Source organism: Streptomyces sp. SL06 (genome assembly GCF_058244745.1).
This window is the reverse complement of sequence record NZ_JBSYOT010000002.1, coordinates 3,945,373-3,960,896: the sequence shown is the minus strand read 5'-3', so window position 1 is coordinate 3,960,896 and position 15,524 is coordinate 3,945,373. Positions and strand designations below refer to the sequence as shown.

16 protein-coding genes are annotated in these 15,524 nt (G+C 72.6%); 4 read left to right on the top strand and 12 right to left on the bottom strand.

The window, feature by feature from the left end; all coding sequences use genetic code 11:
- Nucleotides 1–18: 18 nt before the first annotated feature.
- From AC4IHM_RS18155 to AC4IHM_RS18140, 4 genes are all read right to left on the bottom strand, one after another.
- Nucleotides 19–2,088, bottom strand: a complete 2,070-nt coding sequence (locus AC4IHM_RS18155; protein WP_490868067.1) for a HelD family protein — start codon at nt 2,086–2,088, stop codon at nt 19–21.
- Between the two features lie 90 nt (nt 2,089–2,178).
- Complete coding sequence (locus tag AC4IHM_RS18150) at nt 2,179–2,784, bottom strand: TetR family transcriptional regulator (RefSeq protein WP_490868066.1); 606 nt, start codon at nt 2,782–2,784, stop codon at nt 2,179–2,181.
- Nucleotides 2,762–4,276, bottom strand: coding sequence for an aminoglycoside phosphotransferase family protein (locus AC4IHM_RS18145; RefSeq protein WP_490868065.1), 1,515 nt, complete (start codon nt 4,274–4,276; stop codon nt 2,762–2,764). Before AC4IHM_RS18145 ends, AC4IHM_RS18150 begins: the two co-directional genes overlap by 23 nt.
- A gap of 147 nt (nt 4,277–4,423) precedes the next feature.
- Nucleotides 4,424–5,467: a phosphotransferase gene (locus AC4IHM_RS18140; protein WP_490868064.1), complete on the bottom strand. Its 1,044-nt coding sequence runs from the start codon at nt 5,465–5,467 to the stop codon at nt 4,424–4,426.
- A gap of 163 nt (nt 5,468–5,630) precedes the next feature.
- Between AC4IHM_RS18140 and AC4IHM_RS18135 the strand changes: the two genes are divergently transcribed.
- Nucleotides 5,631–6,392: an HAD family hydrolase gene (locus AC4IHM_RS18135; protein ID WP_490868063.1), complete on the top strand. Its 762-nt coding sequence runs from the start codon at nt 5,631–5,633 to the stop codon at nt 6,390–6,392.
- On the opposite strand, the gene AC4IHM_RS18130 is transcribed toward AC4IHM_RS18135, so the two are convergent.
- On the bottom strand, nt 6,376–7,251 hold the full coding sequence (locus tag AC4IHM_RS18130) for a winged helix-turn-helix domain-containing protein (protein WP_490868062.1): 876 nt from the start codon (nt 7,249–7,251) through the stop codon (nt 6,376–6,378). The two genes, AC4IHM_RS18135 and AC4IHM_RS18130, sit on opposite strands and share 17 nt — an antisense overlap.
- Nucleotides 7,252–7,422: 171 nt before the next feature.
- Here AC4IHM_RS18130 and AC4IHM_RS18125 point away from each other — a divergent pair, with 171 nt between their 5' ends.
- Complete coding sequence (locus AC4IHM_RS18125) at nt 7,423–7,605, top strand: hypothetical protein (RefSeq protein WP_490868061.1); 183 nt, start codon at nt 7,423–7,425, stop codon at nt 7,603–7,605.
- Between the two features lie 7 nt (nt 7,606–7,612).
- Here AC4IHM_RS18125 and AC4IHM_RS18120 read toward each other — a convergent pair whose 3' ends face one another.
- Together AC4IHM_RS18120 and AC4IHM_RS18115 are read right to left on the bottom strand one after the other, a co-directional pair.
- The gene (locus tag AC4IHM_RS18120; RefSeq protein WP_490868060.1) at nt 7,613–8,404 is read right to left on the bottom strand and encodes an HAD family hydrolase; all 792 of its coding nucleotides are present in this window, start codon (nt 8,402–8,404) and stop codon (nt 7,613–7,615) included.
- The gene (locus tag AC4IHM_RS18115) at nt 8,353–9,228 is read right to left on the bottom strand and encodes a GntR family transcriptional regulator (RefSeq protein ID WP_490868059.1); all 876 of its coding nucleotides are present in this window, start codon (nt 9,226–9,228) and stop codon (nt 8,353–8,355) included. The genes AC4IHM_RS18120 and AC4IHM_RS18115 overlap by 52 nt, the downstream gene beginning before the upstream one ends.
- 148 nt (nt 9,229–9,376) lie before the next feature.
- Between AC4IHM_RS18115 and AC4IHM_RS18110 the strand changes: the two genes are divergently transcribed.
- The gene (locus AC4IHM_RS18110) at nt 9,377–9,565 is read left to right on the top strand and encodes a hypothetical protein (protein WP_490868058.1); all 189 of its coding nucleotides are present in this window, start codon (nt 9,377–9,379) and stop codon (nt 9,563–9,565) included.
- Nucleotides 9,566–9,576: 11 nt separating this feature from the next.
- Here AC4IHM_RS18110 and AC4IHM_RS18105 read toward each other — a convergent pair whose 3' ends face one another.
- From AC4IHM_RS18105 to AC4IHM_RS18090, 4 genes are all read right to left on the bottom strand, one after another.
- Nucleotides 9,577–10,488, bottom strand: a complete 912-nt coding sequence (locus tag AC4IHM_RS18105) for a FadR/GntR family transcriptional regulator (protein ID WP_490868057.1) — start codon at nt 10,486–10,488, stop codon at nt 9,577–9,579.
- 403 nt (nt 10,489–10,891) lie between these two features.
- Nucleotides 10,892–12,148, bottom strand: a complete 1,257-nt coding sequence (locus AC4IHM_RS18100) for a GNAT family N-acetyltransferase (RefSeq protein WP_490868056.1) — start codon at nt 12,146–12,148, stop codon at nt 10,892–10,894.
- Nucleotides 12,149–12,239: 91 nt separating this feature from the next.
- Complete coding sequence (locus AC4IHM_RS18095; RefSeq protein WP_490868055.1) at nt 12,240–13,241, bottom strand: asparaginase; 1,002 nt, start codon at nt 13,239–13,241, stop codon at nt 12,240–12,242.
- A 90-nt stretch (nt 13,242–13,331) separates the two neighbouring features.
- Nucleotides 13,332–13,955 (bottom strand): RsiG family protein, encoded by a 624-nt coding sequence (locus AC4IHM_RS18090; protein ID WP_490868054.1) that lies wholly within the window; start codon nt 13,953–13,955, stop codon nt 13,332–13,334.
- 171 nt (nt 13,956–14,126) lie between these two features.
- On the opposite strand from AC4IHM_RS18090, the gene dtd reads away from it, so the two are divergent.
- Complete coding sequence (gene dtd, locus AC4IHM_RS18085; RefSeq protein WP_490868053.1) at nt 14,127–14,552, top strand: D-aminoacyl-tRNA deacylase; 426 nt, start codon at nt 14,127–14,129, stop codon at nt 14,550–14,552.
- 4 nt (nt 14,553–14,556) lie between these two features.
- Here dtd and ygfZ read toward each other — a convergent pair whose 3' ends face one another.
- Nucleotides 14,557–15,522, bottom strand: coding sequence for a CAF17-like 4Fe-4S cluster assembly/insertion protein YgfZ (gene ygfZ / locus AC4IHM_RS18080; RefSeq protein WP_490868052.1), 966 nt, complete (start codon nt 15,520–15,522; stop codon nt 14,557–14,559).
- Between the last annotated feature and the right edge of the window lie 2 nt (nt 15,523–15,524).

Below are 15,524 nucleotides of genomic sequence, written 5' to 3'. Positions count from 1 at the left end.
ACGTGGCGGGCCGGTCCGTCAGAACGGCAGTGGCCGCGCGTGCACCACGTCCAGCCGGGACACCGCGCGGGTGAGGACCACGTAGAGCCGGTGCAGGCCCCGCCCTCCCGGGCCCTCCGCCTCCGCGATCGCCGCCGGTTCGACGGCGACGACATGGTCGTACTCCAGGCCCTTGACGACGCCCGCCGGCACCACGGCCACCCGGGCGCCCGGCGACTCCGGTCCCGCCGCCGCGATCCCGGCCGCGGCGAGGGCCCGGCGCAGCCGGGGCAGGTCCGGGTCGGCGACGACGACACCCACCGAGCCCTCCCGGGTGAGCGCGTCCCGTACGGCGTCCACGACCGCGTCCGCCACGGCGCCGGGCGCCACCTCGCGCAGCCTCAACTCGCCGTCCCCGCGCAGGGAACGGGCCTCCGGCACGTCCACGTCCAGCCGTGCGAGGAGCCGGTTGGCGAGGCCGACGACCGCCTGCGGCACCCGGAATCCGGTGGTCAGCGGCACCACGGCCGCCTCCGGCCTGCCCAGGTGCGCGAGCAGCGTCGGCCAGGACCGCGCGGCCCACGGCGTGGTCCCCTGGGCCAGGTCCCCGAGGACGGTGAGCGAGCCGAAGGCGGACCGGCGGGCGATGGCCCGGCACTCCATCGGGGAGAGGTCCTGGGCCTCGTCGACGACGATGTGGCCGTAGCCTGCGGGGTGTTCGAGGAGCCCGGCCACCTCGTCGAGCAGGACCAGGTCGGCGGCCGACCAGCGCGCCGACCTCCACGACCGCGGCGCCCGGCCCGTCCACAGCAGCGCCTTCTGCTCCTCGTCGTCCAGCAGCCCCTCGGCGGCGCGCGCCAACCCGCCCGGATCACCGAGCAGTTCGGCGACGACCTCCTCCGCGCGCACCCGGGGCCACACGGCGTCGAGGCAGGCGCCGACCGGGCGGGCCCGTTCGATCCGGCGCACCCAGGCGTCGGTGCGCGGGCCGCTGCGGCGTTCGGCCCGGTCCTGGAGGTACCGCACGATCCGGGCCCGTACCCGCTCGCGCCCGACGGCGTAAGGCGGTTGCTCCTCGCGTACGTCCGCCACGATCCGGGCCAGTTCCTCGGCCGGGACGCGCCGGCGGTACGAGCCGTCCGGTACGACGAGGGGGCCTGCGGCGCCGGGGTCCACGCGCGCGTACAGGGCGCGGCGCAGCACCTCGGCCGTCCGGGCGTCGTGCTTGACGGCGGCGGCCCGTTCGTCGTCGGTGCCGGTGACGGGGTGCCGGGCGATCTCCTGGGGGAGCGTGGACTGCCGTACGCCGGTCTCGCCGAGGGCGGGGAGCACCTCGGCGATGTAGGCGAGGAAGGTGGGGTTGGGGCCGAGGATGAGCAGTCCGCCGCGCTGGACGCGCCGCGGGTGGGTGTAGAGCAGGTACGCGGCCCGGTGCAGGCCGACGGCGGTCTTGCCGGTGCCCGGGGCGCCCTGGACGCAGACGGTGGCGGTGAGTTGGGCGCGGACGAGGTCGTCCTGCTCGGGCTGGATGGTGGCGGCGATGTCCCGCATGGGCCCGACGCGGGGGCGTTCGATCTCCCGGGCGACGATGTCGCTCGTGCGCGACTCGCCCCGGCCGAGGTGTTCGTCCTCCAGTCCGGTGAGGTCGGCCGGGTCCCCGCTGCCGCCGGGCGCCCAGCCGAAGCGGCGGCGGACGGCGACGCCGTGCGGGTCCCGGGCGGTGGCCTGGTAGAAGGCGCGGGAGACGGGGGCGCGCCAGTCGACGACGAGGGGCGGGGCGGCGGGGTCCTCGGTGATCCGCAGCCGGCCGATGTGCAGGGCCCGTCCCCCGTCCACGGCCGACTCCGCTGCCATCTCCGCCGCCGTCTCCGTGAAGTCCAGCCGCCCGAAGAACAGCGGCCCCTCGGGAAGTTCGCGCATGGCCTTGGCCCGGCTGCGCAGCCGGTACCCGAGAACCTCGGCGTCGGCGCCCGAGGCGGAGGCGTCCGCACCGGTGACGACGTGTTCCTGGGCGTCCTCGACCATCGCGGCGAGGACGGCGCGGCAGCGCTCGTGGTGGGCACGTTCCCGGTCGAGGGCGTGCCGGAGGGCGGGGTCGGGTGGCGTCATTGGGCCGAGCGTACCCGAATAGCGTGACTGAGTTACATTCTTATCCCGGTCACGAAACACTCCACTGTCGCCGTCCCCGCCGCCGCCGGGTCACGCGTGCCGCGGCAGCCCCTTCGCCAACGCCCCGAACGCCCGCTCCGCCGCCGCCACCGCGTCCCCCCGTACGTCCGCCGCCCGCTCCCCGGCCGCGATCCGCCGCCAGTTCTCCTGGGCGAGGATCCGCTGTACGGCGATGATCTGACCGGCGGCCAGCCTGGCCTCCAGGTCACCGCCGAGGGCCTCGGCGAGCGCGGCCTCGGACCGCTCCAGGTGACCGTGGAGACGGGCGACGAGGGCGGGGGTGCCGTAGAGCAGCCGGTGGAAGGCGAGGACATCGGGGGTGTCGTTGAGCCCGGTCACCGGATCGCGGCGCTCCAGCCCCGCGAGGAAGTGCCGCCGCAGCGCATCGAGGGGCGTCGGCCCCTGCCCGGCGACCCGGGCCGCCTCGCCCTCGTGGTCGGCGATGCGGTGCAGGACGAGGTCCTCCTTGGCCGGGAAGTACCGGAAGAGCGTCGGCTTGGAGACCTCGGCCGCGGCGGCCACCTCGGCGACGGAGACGGCGTCGAAGCCGCGCGCCACGAAGAGCCCGACGGCGATGTCCGACAGCGATTGAATCGTGCGCTGCCTCTTGCGCTCACGCAGACCGGGGTCGCTCATGGGGCGAGCCTACGCACCGGCGCCGCGCGGACTCGCCCCGCCGGGTTCCGACACCGCCGCCCAGACGGAGCGCACGGCCTCCCGGAGCCTGCGCGGCGCCGGTCGCGCACCGACGGCCGGCCGGCCGAGTCCGTCGCGACAGGCGGTCCCCGCGGCGACGACGCGGCTCAGCGCCCGTCGGCCCAGCAGGACGGCCACGTCCACGACCTGGCGAAGGGTCCCGGTCGCACGCAGCACGGCGCCCGCGCCGAGGAAGCCGCGTTTCCGGCGCCGGACTCCCGGCGCGCGGGATCCGCCGGTGTGCTCGGTCCGGGGCTCCGGACCGCGACGGGGCCTTCCGGGAACCCGGGACGGCCGGGGACCGGTCCGGAGGCCGGGCGCGCTCGGCTCCCGTCCGGACAGCCATTCGGCCAGGGCGCCCTCGACCTCGCTCGGGCCGGGCACCCTCGCGAGGTCGAGCGGCTCCCGGGCCTTCTCCAGGGCCCGGCACACCTGCTCCGTCGCGGCGGCCATGCCCTCCTCGTCGGCCTTCCCCCGCAGGGCGAGAGCGGCCCGTACCAACGTCCGGGTAGACGGACTGGGCGCGCTCGAAGCCGACGTAGTGCGGCAGATCGGGTTCCAGGTCCCTGGCGGCGTCGGGGCAGGCCTCCCTCATCGTCCTCGCCCAGACGGCGATCACCTCCTCCCGCTGGTCGTCGGGGTACCGCATGCGTTCGAGGTGCGTCGCGAGGTCGTGCAACGGGTCGCCGTAGGTGCCCAGTTCCATGTCGAGGGGCACCACGCGCGGCTCGCCGCCCTCCGTCAGGAGCGCGTTGTCGCGGTGCAGGTCGGTGTGGAGCAGGCCGAACGGCCGGGGGGCCATGCGCGGCACCCTCGCGGCCATCCGCGCCATGGCGTCCGGGGGCACGCCGAGTTCCTCGAACAGCGCCTGGAAGTCCGGCCGGTTGCGGCGCACGATCTGCCGGTCGACGGCGTGCGCCTGAGTACGCAGGAAGCCCTGGCCGTCCCCGTCGGCGGGCCACCCCCGGGGCAGGGGCGGCAGTGCGGGGGACTTGACACCGTGGATGAGGACAAGGATTCCGACCAGCCACTCGATCCCCCACCCGTCGACGGGCTTGCCGTCCTCGTACCGATGGGAGAGCGGGACGCCGTCCACATGGCTGTGGACGGCGAAGTCGTCGTACTGGGCGAGGCAGTCCGGCGCCCAGGGGACGGCCTCCCGGACGGCGTGGACGAGATGCCCTTCCTGCCACAGGGGCCAGGTCCGGATCACCACGGCCGGCGACCCGGACACCGGCACCCGGACTATGGCCCGGCTGCCGGGCTCGCACCCGAGCCTGAGGGCCAGGCGCCGCGGCAGGGGCCGCACGTGGTTCCGGTTGTGGTGGCCGCCCTTCGCCGTGCCCTCGGCCAGGGCGCGGTCGCGGAACTCGCGGGCGAGCGCGTCGGACGGACGGGGGCAGCGTGGGCAGGGAGAGGCGTGTGCGCTCATGGGCGCTCCCGAGGGGTGTCGTGCCGAGGGTGAGCGGGAACCAAGCGGGAGGAATGTACACGCGAGCGGCAGTTGCGACATGCCCGTACCGCGGTACGCCGGTGAGGAGGAGAACGTTGCCGGGAAGAGGGAACGCCACTGGGGATGCTAGCGCTTCGCGGTGCGGGTTTCCCCGGCCCGCGCACCGGCCGTCTCACAGTGCCAGCGCACCAGCGCCGCCATCACCTGCCGGCGGTTCGGTACGTCCTCCAGGCCGAGCGGCACGGCGGCGGCGGCCAGGGTGTCCCGCAGTCTCCCCGCCACCCGCGGGAGCGCGGCCCAGCGGAAACCCGCCTCGTCGCGCAGGGACTTGGCGGCGCGGACCGTGTCGGTGAAGACGGACTGGCCCTTCTTGAAGCCGGTGATCAGCGGCAGGTCGTGCTCCCACGCCCGGGAACTGCCGGGACGGATCTCCTCCACGACCTCGCGCCATGCCCCGATCAGGCGCTCTTCCTGGCCGGCGGGATACCGCATCAGATACAGGTGGGTGGCGAGGTCGTAGAGCGGGTCCCCCACCATCGCCAGCTCCCAGTCGATGGTCCAGAGACCGCCCTGCGGGTCGATGATGAAATTCTCGCGGTGCAGATCTCCGTGGAGCAGGCAGAAGGGCCTTTCCGTGAGTCCGGAGACATTCTTCTCCAGATGCGCGAGTGCCTCCTCCCGTACTCCGAGTTCCGCGAAGAGCCCGCCGAATTCCGCCCGGTTGGCCGCGTAGACCTGTTCCTCGACGAAGACGACGAGGCGTTTCAGGAAGGCGTCAGTGTCCCCGTCGTCCGGGGCGTCCTGCGGCGAGCAGCGCCGCTCCACGCGCAGGGTCTCGGCGGTGATGGGCACCATTTGCCGGAATACGCCCACGATCTGCTCGAACACCGCGTCGGGCACCTCCCGGCCCCACCACCGGTGCGCGCCGAGGGTCCGGCCCTCGATGAACGTCTGGAGCCCCATGCCCTCGACATCGACGACATCGGGGACCCGGTCGACGCGCCCCTTCAGGCCGCGGAGCAGTTCCTCCTCCGACTGGAAGCACCTGCGGTCGAACCACAGGCTCGTGGCACGCGGCTCACGCAGTTTGACGCGCCCGGTCCCGCCCGGCGGCGACAGTACGTACGTCTCGTGGTGGTACCCCTTGAGAGGTCCCCTGACGAGAGACATGCCGTCGTTCAGCGCTTCGGCTCGCTGTCTGACGGGCGAGAGCAATCGGGGTGCCATTTCGTGCGTTCTACCCATCCCGGTGGCGCCAATGGGGTAAGAGGGATGCACGTTACTCCACGGTGCTCGACCGCACGCGGAGAACCCGGCCCTCCAAAGGAGACCTGTGGGAGACGCCTTCGACGGCACGGCCGCCCTCGCGGCCCTGATTCCGCCCGTACGAGCCGTTCTGTTCGACTTCGACGGACCCGTGTGCGACCTCTTCAAAGGGGCCTCCACCGCGGATGTCGCCGACCGGATCAAGGAGAATGCGCGGCGTTACTGGAATTCCCTCGATCCGGACGTGAGTGCCTGCCGCGACTCCCACGGAATTCTCCGGCTCCTGAGAGCGATGTACGAACGCCGGGCACCGCGGGCAGGCGATCCGAGGCCGCTCGCGATCGCGGAGGACATCGTCGCCGCGCAGGAGCTGGCCGCGGTCCGTTCCGCCGCGCCGACTCCGGATTTCACCACGCTGGTCCGCGCGCTGGACGCCCTCGGCGTACGCATGGTGATCGTGAGCAACAACGCGGAGGGGCCGATCCGCGACTATCTCGAACGCCGGGAGATGCACGGCCTTTTCGAGGCGGTCTGCGGCCGGGACCCCGCAGACGCCCGCCGCATGAAACCGCATCCCGACTGTGTGCACCGCGCCCTCGCGCACCTCTCGCTGCCCGCCGGGGCGTGCCTTGTGGTCGGGGACCAGATCACCGATCTGACAGCCGCCCGCCGGGCCGGGACGCGCTTTCTCGGGTTCACCGCGGACGAGGTCCGCGCCAAGGAGATGCGGCACCACGGGGCGGACGCGGTGGTCTCCTCGCACCGGCCCCTCGCCGAGGCCGCCCGCGCGCTCGCCGCAGGGCGTCCGTCGCTCACCGCGCGGCGCTGAGGTGCTCCCAGACGGAGTCGAACCAGGCCTGCATGCCCTCCACGAACACCGTGTCCTGCGCATGGGGGTCGGCGTCCTTGACGTGGTGGGTGAGCCGCGCGCCCAGGCCGAAGACGTCGGTGGCCACGACCTCCCGGCCGTCGTCCAGTTCGATGGGGCGCTCGAAGACCTCGTAGAGGCCGTGCAGTGCCGCGGACTCGTTGATCAGATAGAGCTTGAAGGTCGGCATCAGCGGCACCCAGCGGATCGAGACGTCGACCGAGGGCACCAGTCGCATCTGCCGCCAGTCGTTCAGCACGGTGCGCAGTGACAGGGTGTGCCGGTGCGCGATGCCCAGGAGTCGCTGCTTCAAGGCCCGGTCGTCCTCGGGGTTCCCGGTCCGCCAGTAGGGGGGATCCAGGTCCTCCGAGGGCAGCAGCATGCGCAGGGCGATGCGCCGGGGTGCGATCTGCCCGGCCCGCAGGCGCTCGGTCTGCGTCCGGATGTGCGCTTCCAGCGACTCCGACGTCAGCGTGTAAACGTCCAGGACGACTTCGCTCTGCTCGAAGGCCTCGTTGATGAGGGGGCCCAGCGTCACCGTGCGGTCGGGCCGCCCGCTGCTGGTCGGCGAGTGGATGTACTGCGTCCTGACGACTCGGGAACCGCTGCCCTGGCGCGTCTCGATCCAGCCCTCGTTCACCAGCTCCCTGAGCACGCGCTGCACGGTGTCCCGGGAGACGCCGAAGAGGCCGGCCAGCTCACGCTGGGGCGGCAGGTACGCGTTGAGGCCGTAGGTGCCGTTGGTCATGCGCGCCCGCAGCTCTCCCGCGACGCGCTCGAACTCCCTGCCTCCGCCGTCCCCGGCGTTCCCGCCCTTCACCCACCGACCGTACCTCTCCGCGTCCGGCAGCACACCACTTCCGGTCAACCAACCAGTCCATTTTGCAGGCCAGTTAAGGGATCTCGTCGACCGGGAAGCATCCAGACAGCGACAACCAGTCCAATTGGACCGCATGTTGCGCGCTTCTCGCATAGTGACGCTGGGGGAGTCATGGTGCTCACACAGATCCTGTCCGCAGTCCTCATGATGGGGCTCGACCAGGTGATCGGCTCGCGGTACGGCGCCCTGGGGCTGCTGTGCCTGTGCCTGCTCGCGATCGGCATGCGGGCCCGGAACACGACCTGCGTGTCCGTGGGCGTCGTGCTCTTCCTCCTGCTGATGGCCCAGGCGTGAGAGCGGCTCAGCCGACCGGTCGGCCCCGCAGCAGGTGCAGGAGCGGTTCCAGGGAGTCCACGACCGTGTCCGCGCCGGCCTCGCGCAGGTGCTTTGCCTTGCGGTCGTTGCGGGCGTAGCCGAGGAACGGCACCCGGGCGCGCCTGGCGGCCTCGCAGTCGGAGGGGGAGTCGCCGATGAACAGCGAGGCCGACGGTTCGGCACCCATCGCGCTCAGGGCGCGCACGAGGGTGTGCGGGTCCGGCTTGAGCAGCCGCAGTTCCTGGGTGCGGCCGTAGATGTGCGGGGTGAAGCACGGCAGCAGGCCCCGGCCGGCCAGGTAGGCGCGCACGACGCGCGGGGAGTTGTTGGTGGCGACGGCCAGCCGCACCCCGACGGCCGTCCAGGTGCGGATCAGCGGGTCGGCGTACGCGGTGGGCATGGCGGAGGCGGTGGCCCGCAGCTCCTCCTGGGTCAGCCGTTCCTCCAGTTCCTCGACCAGGTCGCTGCGTGGGTGGCGGCGGTCGACCGCGCGGAGTACCGCGTGGGGGTCGGGCGACTCGCGTTCCGGCTCGCTGAGCAGGCCGCGCAGTCCCCGGCTGCCGAGCCAGTCGACGAGGTCCGCCGCGACCCCTTGTGCCGTGTGGCCGGCGAAGAGGCGGCAGATCGGTCCGTCGAAGTCCCACAGCACGAAACGGGCGTCGCCCACCAGGCGCCCGAGCCGTTGCGTGTCCGCCGCCGTTGTGGTCCGTGTCGCGTCAGAAGTCACTAGGAGAGTGTCATGTCCGTGCTGATGGTTTCCCAGAGGGCGTCGAACCACTTCTGTGATTCCGCCACGAAGACCGCGTCCCGGTGGCCCGCCCGTTTCAGGAAGGAGAACAGCAGCGACTGGGAGCCGAGGGCGTCGTACATCTCCAGGGTGCGGCTCTCGTACTCCTCCTCGCGGCGGGTCAGCAGATAGTGGCCGAGGAGGGCCTCCTCGCCGTTGAGCAGGTAGAGCTTGGTCAGCGGGGTGAAGGGCAGGGCGCGGAAGGCGATGTGCACGTCGACGTGGTGGGTGGAGCGCACGGCGTGCAGATTGTGCTGGAGCACCCGGGCCTGGGCGTTGCGCATCTGGAGCCAGCGCTGGTGGACCGGGTCGTCCTCCTCGTCCTCGACCAGGACGGGGAAGGCCAGGTCGATGTCCCGCGACGGCATCAGGACGCGGAAGTCGATGGACTCCGGGTGGACGCGGCCCTCGTGGATCAGCCGGAGCGGCTCGCTGAGGGCCAGCATCAGCGTCTCCGAGGTGTGGCACACCACGTCGACCCGCACGCGCCGGGCCGAGAACGCCTCCGCCAGCCGCGGTCCGAGCGCCACCATCGTCGGCTGCGGCTCGCCCCGGGGCGTGGCGGGCTCGGCGATGCGCGGCGGACTGCCCTTGCTGACGTTGGTGAGCAGTCCGTCCTCCTGGAGTGCCCGCAGGGCCTGGCGGACGGTGCCGCGCTCCACCCCGAACTCGTCGGCCAGCTCGGCCTGGGTGGGCAGGCGGTCGCCCGCCTTGAGGTCTCCCCCGCGGATCCGTTCACGCAGGACGTCGGCGATCTCCTGCGACGAGAGCCTTCTGCTGCCGTTCACGGACACGTTCTCCTGAGTCACGACCAAACGCTACAACTTCGACCTACCTACAGGAAGTTGTTTAAAACTTGTTTATAGATAGCAGCCAAGTGGGGACAACCTAGGGAGAGTTGGTTGCCAACCTGGTCTAGTTGGCGGAAGTTTACCGTTCCGGACTTCCGAAGGGGGAAAGACCATGCCCGTCCTCGCCCTGGTCTCCGCGGTCCTCGTCGTCACCCTTGAACAGGCCGTCCAGTGGAGGTACGGCACCCTGGGCATCGTCGGTCTGCTGCTGCTCACCGTGGGTGTCAAGGCCAAGAGCCCGGCCGTCAGCTCCGCCGGAGCCGTCCTGCTGGCCCTCCTGGTCACGGGGCCCGCGCTGTGACCCGGGGATGATCAGGCGGTGAGCAGCAGATCCGAGCTGATCGTCCCCCACAGCGCGTCGAACCACAGCCCCGACTGCTTCACGAACCCCGCGTCGCGCAGGCCGCCGCCCTGCCCGAAGGCGAACAGCGTCGAGCGGACGCCCTCCGCGTCGTACAGCTCCAGTCGCTCGTGGTCGATCTCCTGCGCACGCCGGCTGAGGGTGTAGTACGCGAACAGGGCCTCCGTGCCGTTGAGCACGTACAGCTTCACGAGCGGGGTGAAGGGCAGCGCGCGGAAGGAGACGCGCACGTCGATGCCGTGCGTGGCGCGCAGGCTCAGCAGGTTGTGCCGCAGCACCTGCCCCTGGGCGTTGCGCATCGCCAGCCACCGCTCGTGCAGCGGGCCGCCGGCCGCGCCGCCGGTCACCGCCACCGGGAAGGCCAGGTCGATGTCGCGGCTCGGCAGCAGGACGCGGACATCGACCTTGGCCGGTTTCAGCCGCCCCGCGTGGATCTGGCGCAGCGGTTCGCCGATGGCGAGAGTGAGGGAGACCGAGGTCAGACACACCGCGTCGATCTCGACGTGCGGGACGGCGAAGGCCTCGGTGATCCGGGGCGCGAGGGCGACCGTGGTGGGCATCGGCGGCGCCTGCGGCCCGGTCAGGGCGCCGCGCGGGTCCGGTGCGACGGTCGCCGGGCTCCCCCTGGAGACGTTGGTGAGCAGACGTTCCGACTGCAGGATGCGCAGGGCCTGGCGGACGGCGCCGCGCTCCACGCCGAACTCGTCGGCCAACTGGGCCTGGGTGGGCATGCGCTGGCCCGGCCGCAGCCGGCCGGTCCTGATCCGGGCACGCAGTTCGTCGGCCACCTCGCGATGTGTCGCCTGTGGCCGCTGCGGTCTCTTCCGTCCCTTGACGGGGGCATGTTCCGGCTCCACGACCAAACACTACAACTTCTCGCCATCTTTAGGCAGTTCGCAAGAAGGTGGTTATGAGCCGCTTCCAAGTGGAGATAAGGAGAGTAAAGTTGGCAGCCAACTTGAGCAACGTGGTCAGACCTTTCGGGGGGTTGGCCACCGCGGTGACAGGGACCACCGTGCTGCTCGCCCAGTCCGGCTGAACCGGCGTACTGCTGTCCGGGCCCCCTTCCGGAGGGGAGCCGGGAGCCCGGACAGTCAGTCGGCACCACACAACACAACAGCACACACGCACCACGACAGGCACAGCCACAACCGCATACGGCACATCGCACAGCCACAACCGAAAAGCACGGCCACAACCGAAAAGCAGCAAGAGCACGCGCTACGGATGCGCACACCCGACCGTCACCGGCAGAAGGGAGTCGGCTCAGAACATGTCCGGGCACCAAGGCCGCCTGGACGTACGCAGCAGGGCGTCGACCACACGGGCGGCGCCCGCTCGTTCTTCCCCGACCCGGCCGAGCGCGGCCAGCCGTACGGCCGACTCGTCGCCCAGCCACAGCGTCCCCAGCTCGGCCACGTCGAGCACGAGATGGGCGCTCTCGGTGGTCGGCGTGCAGGACGCCCCGTCCGCTCCGGCCTCCAGCCGCCACCGCCCGCCGGTCAGTCCGCCCGGGTCGGCGACCTCCAGCACCAGCGACCCCTGCCCCTCGTACGTCCGCGCCTCCAGCGCCCGTACAACGTCCAGGATCCGCACCCACAGCCAGTCCGCCCGGGAGGTGATCCTGGCCGCGCGCGGGTCGGGCAGGAGGTGCGGGAGCAGGTCGTCGGGGGCCCGCCGGCCGCTCTTCACCGTCACGATCCAGTCGATCGAGCACAGGTAGTGCCACAGCGCGCGCTCGGCGGCCGGGGTCACGGCCTCCAGCCAGTCGACGGTCGCCGTGTTCAGCGGCTGCTTGGCGTCGCCCCAGTGGTCGTCGGTCCGGTAGGAGACGATGCCCTCGGCCTCGCCGGCCGCCGAGCGGTACACCGCGAAGAAGGGCTCGACCCAGGGGGTGCCGTCCACGGCGACGGCTCCGGTCCTGGTCTGCCACCACAGGTCCGCGCGGCTGACCGCGCCCGGCTGGGCCCGGCGCAGCCGCTCGTGCAGCTCGGGGCCGAGTTTGCGGATGTCCCCGGGGTCCACGAGGTCGATACGGCCGCCGTCCGCCGGGACCGCCCGGCGCGGGTCGAGACCGGCGCGGGGCACGTCGACCGCCCACTCGGCCGCGGTGGTGGCGGGGCCGAAGCCGTACCGGCCGTAGATCGGGTACTCGGCGGCGATCAGGGTGGCGACCACGTCACCGCGGTCCTTCGCCGCCGTGAGGTCCTGGGCCATCATGCGGGTGAGCAGGCCGCGGCGGCGGTGGGTCGGGGTGACGGTGACGTTGGAGATCGCGTCGGCCCTGACGAGCGCGCCTCCGACGGCGGTGACCTCCTGGTCGAAGGACCGGTAGGTCGCCACGCAGCGCTCTCCGTCGAAGGCGCCGAGCAGCCGGCCCGGCACGAACTGGGCCCGGCGGCCCTCCAGTTGTTCCTCGGGCACGTTCGGGGGTCTCAGGAAGCCGGTGTTCAGGGCGCGGTTCCAGTCGGCGAACTCGGCCTCGGTGATGGGACGTACGTCAATGTCGGCACGGCGGGTCATGCCCTCACCGTAGGTCGACGACCGCACCGTGGTCGCGCGGATTTTCGGGCCCCCGGACGACCGCGCCCCTCACCCGGCCGCCCCACGCCCCTCAGAACGCCGCCCTGATCTCCCCCACCACACCCCCGCCCCCCAGCAGCGGTGCGTGGCCGATGCGGGTGACTGCCGGGGACGTCACGCCCAGCAGGGTCAGCGCGCGGGACAGTACCGGGCCGAGGGCGCGGGTCGCGCCGTCCTCCACCTTGAAGGCCAGGGCGCGGCCGTCCGGGAGGGCCACCGCCTGGACGGCCTCCGCGCCCATCTTGGACAGCGTGCCGGGCACCTCGCGCATCAGCCAGGTGTCGGCGCGGCGGGTGCCGGCGACGTACTCGGGGTGGGCGCGCATCGCGTCGGCGACCCGGCGCTCCGGCGAGCCGGGCTCGGCGCCGACGAAGGAGCGGAAGGCGCGGGCCAGCCCGACCAGGCTGATCGCCATCAGCGGCGCCCCGCACCCGTCCGTACCGACGGCCGCGACCGGCTCGCCCGCCGCGTCCTCCACAACCCTGTGGACGATCCGCTGGAGCGGGTGGTCCGGGTCGAGGTACGTCTCCAGCGGCCAGCCCCGCAGGGCGCAGGCGGCCAGCATCGCGGTGTGCTTGCCCGAGCAGTTCATGGTGATGCGGTCGGGCGCCGCCCCCGAGGCCAGGTACGTCGTCCGCTCCTCGGGGTCCAGCGGCAGGTCGGCCGGGCACTGGAGCAGGCCCGGGTCCAGACCGTGCTCGCCCAGCATCCTGCGGACCAGGTCCCGGTGGAAGGGCTCTCCCGAGTGGCTCGCGGCGGCCAGCGCCAGCCGCTCCCCGGCGAGGTCGAGGCCGGCCCGCAGCACGCCCGCCGCCTGCATCGGCTTGTTGCAGGAGCGCGGGAAGACCGGCTCCGTCACCTCTCCGAGCGCCAGCTCCACGGCCCCGTCGGCACCCAGCACGACCAGGCTCCCCCGGTGCCGCCCCTCGACGAAGCCGGACCGCACGACCTCGGCGAGGACGGGCGCCACGACCGGCGAGAGGGCGGAGGTGGGCGCGTTCCTGGACGGTTGCGGGGGCTGGGGCGCGGGCATCGGCGATGGCCTTCCGGACGGGTGACCCGCCACGGCGACGGCCCGGGATCACCGGGCCCCGCGGGGCGGCGCGCTGGGCCGCCCCGCGTGTCACACGAGCAGGTCGTCGACTTGTGCTTCCCCCTCACGGTACCGGCGCGTGATCTCCGCGCCGCAGCCGTCGGCGGTGCGCTGGAGCCGCTGCCTGCGCCGGGAGACCTGCTGCTCGTAGCGTACGAGGCGGCCCATCCCGGCGGTCAGCTCGACATCGGTGCGGGCCGTCAGATCGGACAGCCCCACCTCGCCGAGCATCTCCGCGGCCAGCCGCCGGCACTCCTCGGTCCGCGGGGTGCCCAGCGTCACATGGCGGGCGGAGGAACGCTGCCGGGCCGGGGCGTCGGTCAGGATCTCCGACAGCCGCTCGACCACGGGCCCGGTCGTCGCGGTGGTCAGCACGGCCGCAGGACCGCGCCGCGCCAGCTCCGCCCGCAGGATGTCGATACGGCCCTGCAACAGCCGCCGTACATAGCTGAGGTCGGCCTCCTCGCGCTGGGCGTCCCGGCGCAGGGTGCGCAGCTCCGGCAGGCTCAGTGCGGTCAGGTCGCGCGCCGGGGGAGCCACGGGCAGCTCCGGGCTGTCCGTGCGCTGCACGGGCGGCCGGGGCGCCTCCAGGCCGTCCGGACATGTCAACGCGACAGCGCCAGGCGGCTGCTGCCCCGTACTCGGTGTGCTCATGTACCTCAACCGTCCCCTCGACCGGCGTCCGGAGAGCATCGTGCCACCCCCGGTACCCGCTATGTGACCGAGTGCCCATGATCGGCCCCAGATGGGGGGTTACGGAGCGAAAAGAATGCCCCGTACGGCCCGCCCGCGAGGTGTCCGGGGCCGCACGGCATCATGGGCCTCATGCGTGCAGTGGTGCAGAGGGTGGACGGCGCGAGCGTCGTCGTGGACGGCGAGACCGTGGGCGCGATCGAGGGCGAGGGCCTGTGCGTCCTGGTCGGTGTCACCCACGACGACACCGGGGAGAAGGCGGCGCAGCTGGCCCGCAAGCTGTGGTCGCTGCGGATCCTGGCCGACGAGAAGTCGTGCAGCGACACGGCGGCCCCGCTGCTGGTGATCAGTCAGTTCACCCTCTACGGCGATGCCCGCAAGGGCCGCCGCCCCACCTGGAACGCCGCCGCGCCCGGCGCCGTGGCCGAACCGCTCGTCGAGGAGGTCGTGGCCCGGCTGCGCGCCCTGGGCGCGACGGTGGCGACGGGCCGCTTCGGCGCGCGGATGCGGGTGGCGCTGACGAACGACGGCCCGTTCACCGTACTGATCGAGGTCTAGGCCGCTACGGCTCGACGACCGTCTCCTGGGCCGCCGCCGTGTCCTCGGCCATCAGCCGGGCGTCCACCGGGATGTTCCGCTTCACCAGGGCGAGGGCGACCGGTCCCAGCTCGTGGTGGCGGGCGGACGTGGTGACGAAGCCGATCCTCCGCCCTTCGGGGCCGTCGTCGGCCAGGCGCACCTCGGCGCCGCTCGGCGGCAGGCGGACCTCGCTGCCGTCCAGGTGCAGGAAGACCAGGCGGCGCGGCGGCTTGCCGAGGTTGTGCACCCGGGCGACGGTCTCCTGCCCGCGGTAGCAGCCCTTCTGGAGATGCACCGCCGTACCGATCCAGCCCAGCTCGTGCGGGATGGTCCGGTGGTCGGTCTCGAAGCCGACGCGGGGCCGGTGGTGCTCGACGCGCAGCGCCTCGTGGGCGAGGATCCCGGCCGGCGGCCCGGCCTCGGCCGCGAACGCCTCCAGCTCGTCGCGCGGCAGGAACAGATCCCTGCCGTACGGCGTCTCGCGCACGGCGACGCCCGCGGGGGCCTCGGCGATGGACCCGGCGGGCAGGTGCAGGACCGCGATGTCGGCGGTGCGGTCGGCGACCTCGACCCGGTAGAAGAACTTCATGGACTCCAGGTAGGCGATCAGCGCCTCCTGGCTGCCCGGTTCCACATGGGCCCAGACGGTCGTGCCGTCGTCCACGAGGTACAGGGCGTGCTCGATGTGTCCGTTGGCGGAGAGGATCAGCGCCTCGGTGGCCTGGCCTGCGGGCAGCTCGCTGACGTGCTGGGTGAGCAGCAGGTGCAGCCAGCTCAGCCGGTCGTCGCCGGTGACGGTGACGACGCCGCGGTGCGAGAGGTCGACGAAGCCGTTGCCCTCGGCGAGGGCGCGCTGTTCGCGGAACAGGTCGCCGTAGTGGGCGGCGACGCCTTCGTCCACGCCCTCGGCGGGGACCGCGCCGGGCAGGGACAGCAGAGGGCTCTTCATAC

Bases quoted from the DNA above. Each gene is read 5' to 3' on its own strand.
- AC4IHM_RS18145 (WP_490868065.1), bottom strand. From the start codon at position 4,276: ATGAGCGCACACGCCTCTCCCTGCCCACGCTGCCCCCGTCCGTCCGAC.
- AC4IHM_RS18100 (WP_490868056.1), bottom strand. From the start codon at position 12,148: ATGACCCGCCGTGCCGACATTGACGTACGTCCCATCACCGAGGCCGAG.
- AC4IHM_RS18095 (WP_490868055.1), bottom strand. From the start codon at position 13,241: ATGCCCGCGCCCCAGCCCCCGCAACCGTCCAGGAACGCGCCCACCTCC.
- AC4IHM_RS18140 (WP_490868064.1), bottom strand. From the start codon at position 5,467: ATGTCTCTCGTCAGGGGACCTCTCAAGGGGTACCACCACGAGACGTAC.
- AC4IHM_RS18155 (WP_490868067.1), bottom strand. From the start codon at position 2,088: ATGACGCCACCCGACCCCGCCCTCCGGCACGCCCTCGACCGGGAACGT.
- AC4IHM_RS18150 (WP_490868066.1), bottom strand. From the start codon at position 2,784: ATGAGCGACCCCGGTCTGCGTGAGCGCAAGAGGCAGCGCACGATTCAA.
- AC4IHM_RS18125 (WP_490868061.1), top strand. From the start codon at position 7,423: ATGGTGCTCACACAGATCCTGTCCGCAGTCCTCATGATGGGGCTCGAC.
- dtd (WP_490868053.1), top strand. From the start codon at position 14,127: ATGCGTGCAGTGGTGCAGAGGGTGGACGGCGCGAGCGTCGTCGTGGAC.
- ygfZ (WP_490868052.1), bottom strand. From the start codon at position 15,522: ATGAAGAGCCCTCTGCTGTCCCTGCCCGGCGCGGTCCCCGCCGAGGGC.
- AC4IHM_RS18110 (WP_490868058.1), top strand. From the start codon at position 9,377: ATGCCCGTCCTCGCCCTGGTCTCCGCGGTCCTCGTCGTCACCCTTGAA.
- AC4IHM_RS18090 (WP_490868054.1), bottom strand. From the start codon at position 13,955: ATGAGCACACCGAGTACGGGGCAGCAGCCGCCTGGCGCTGTCGCGTTG.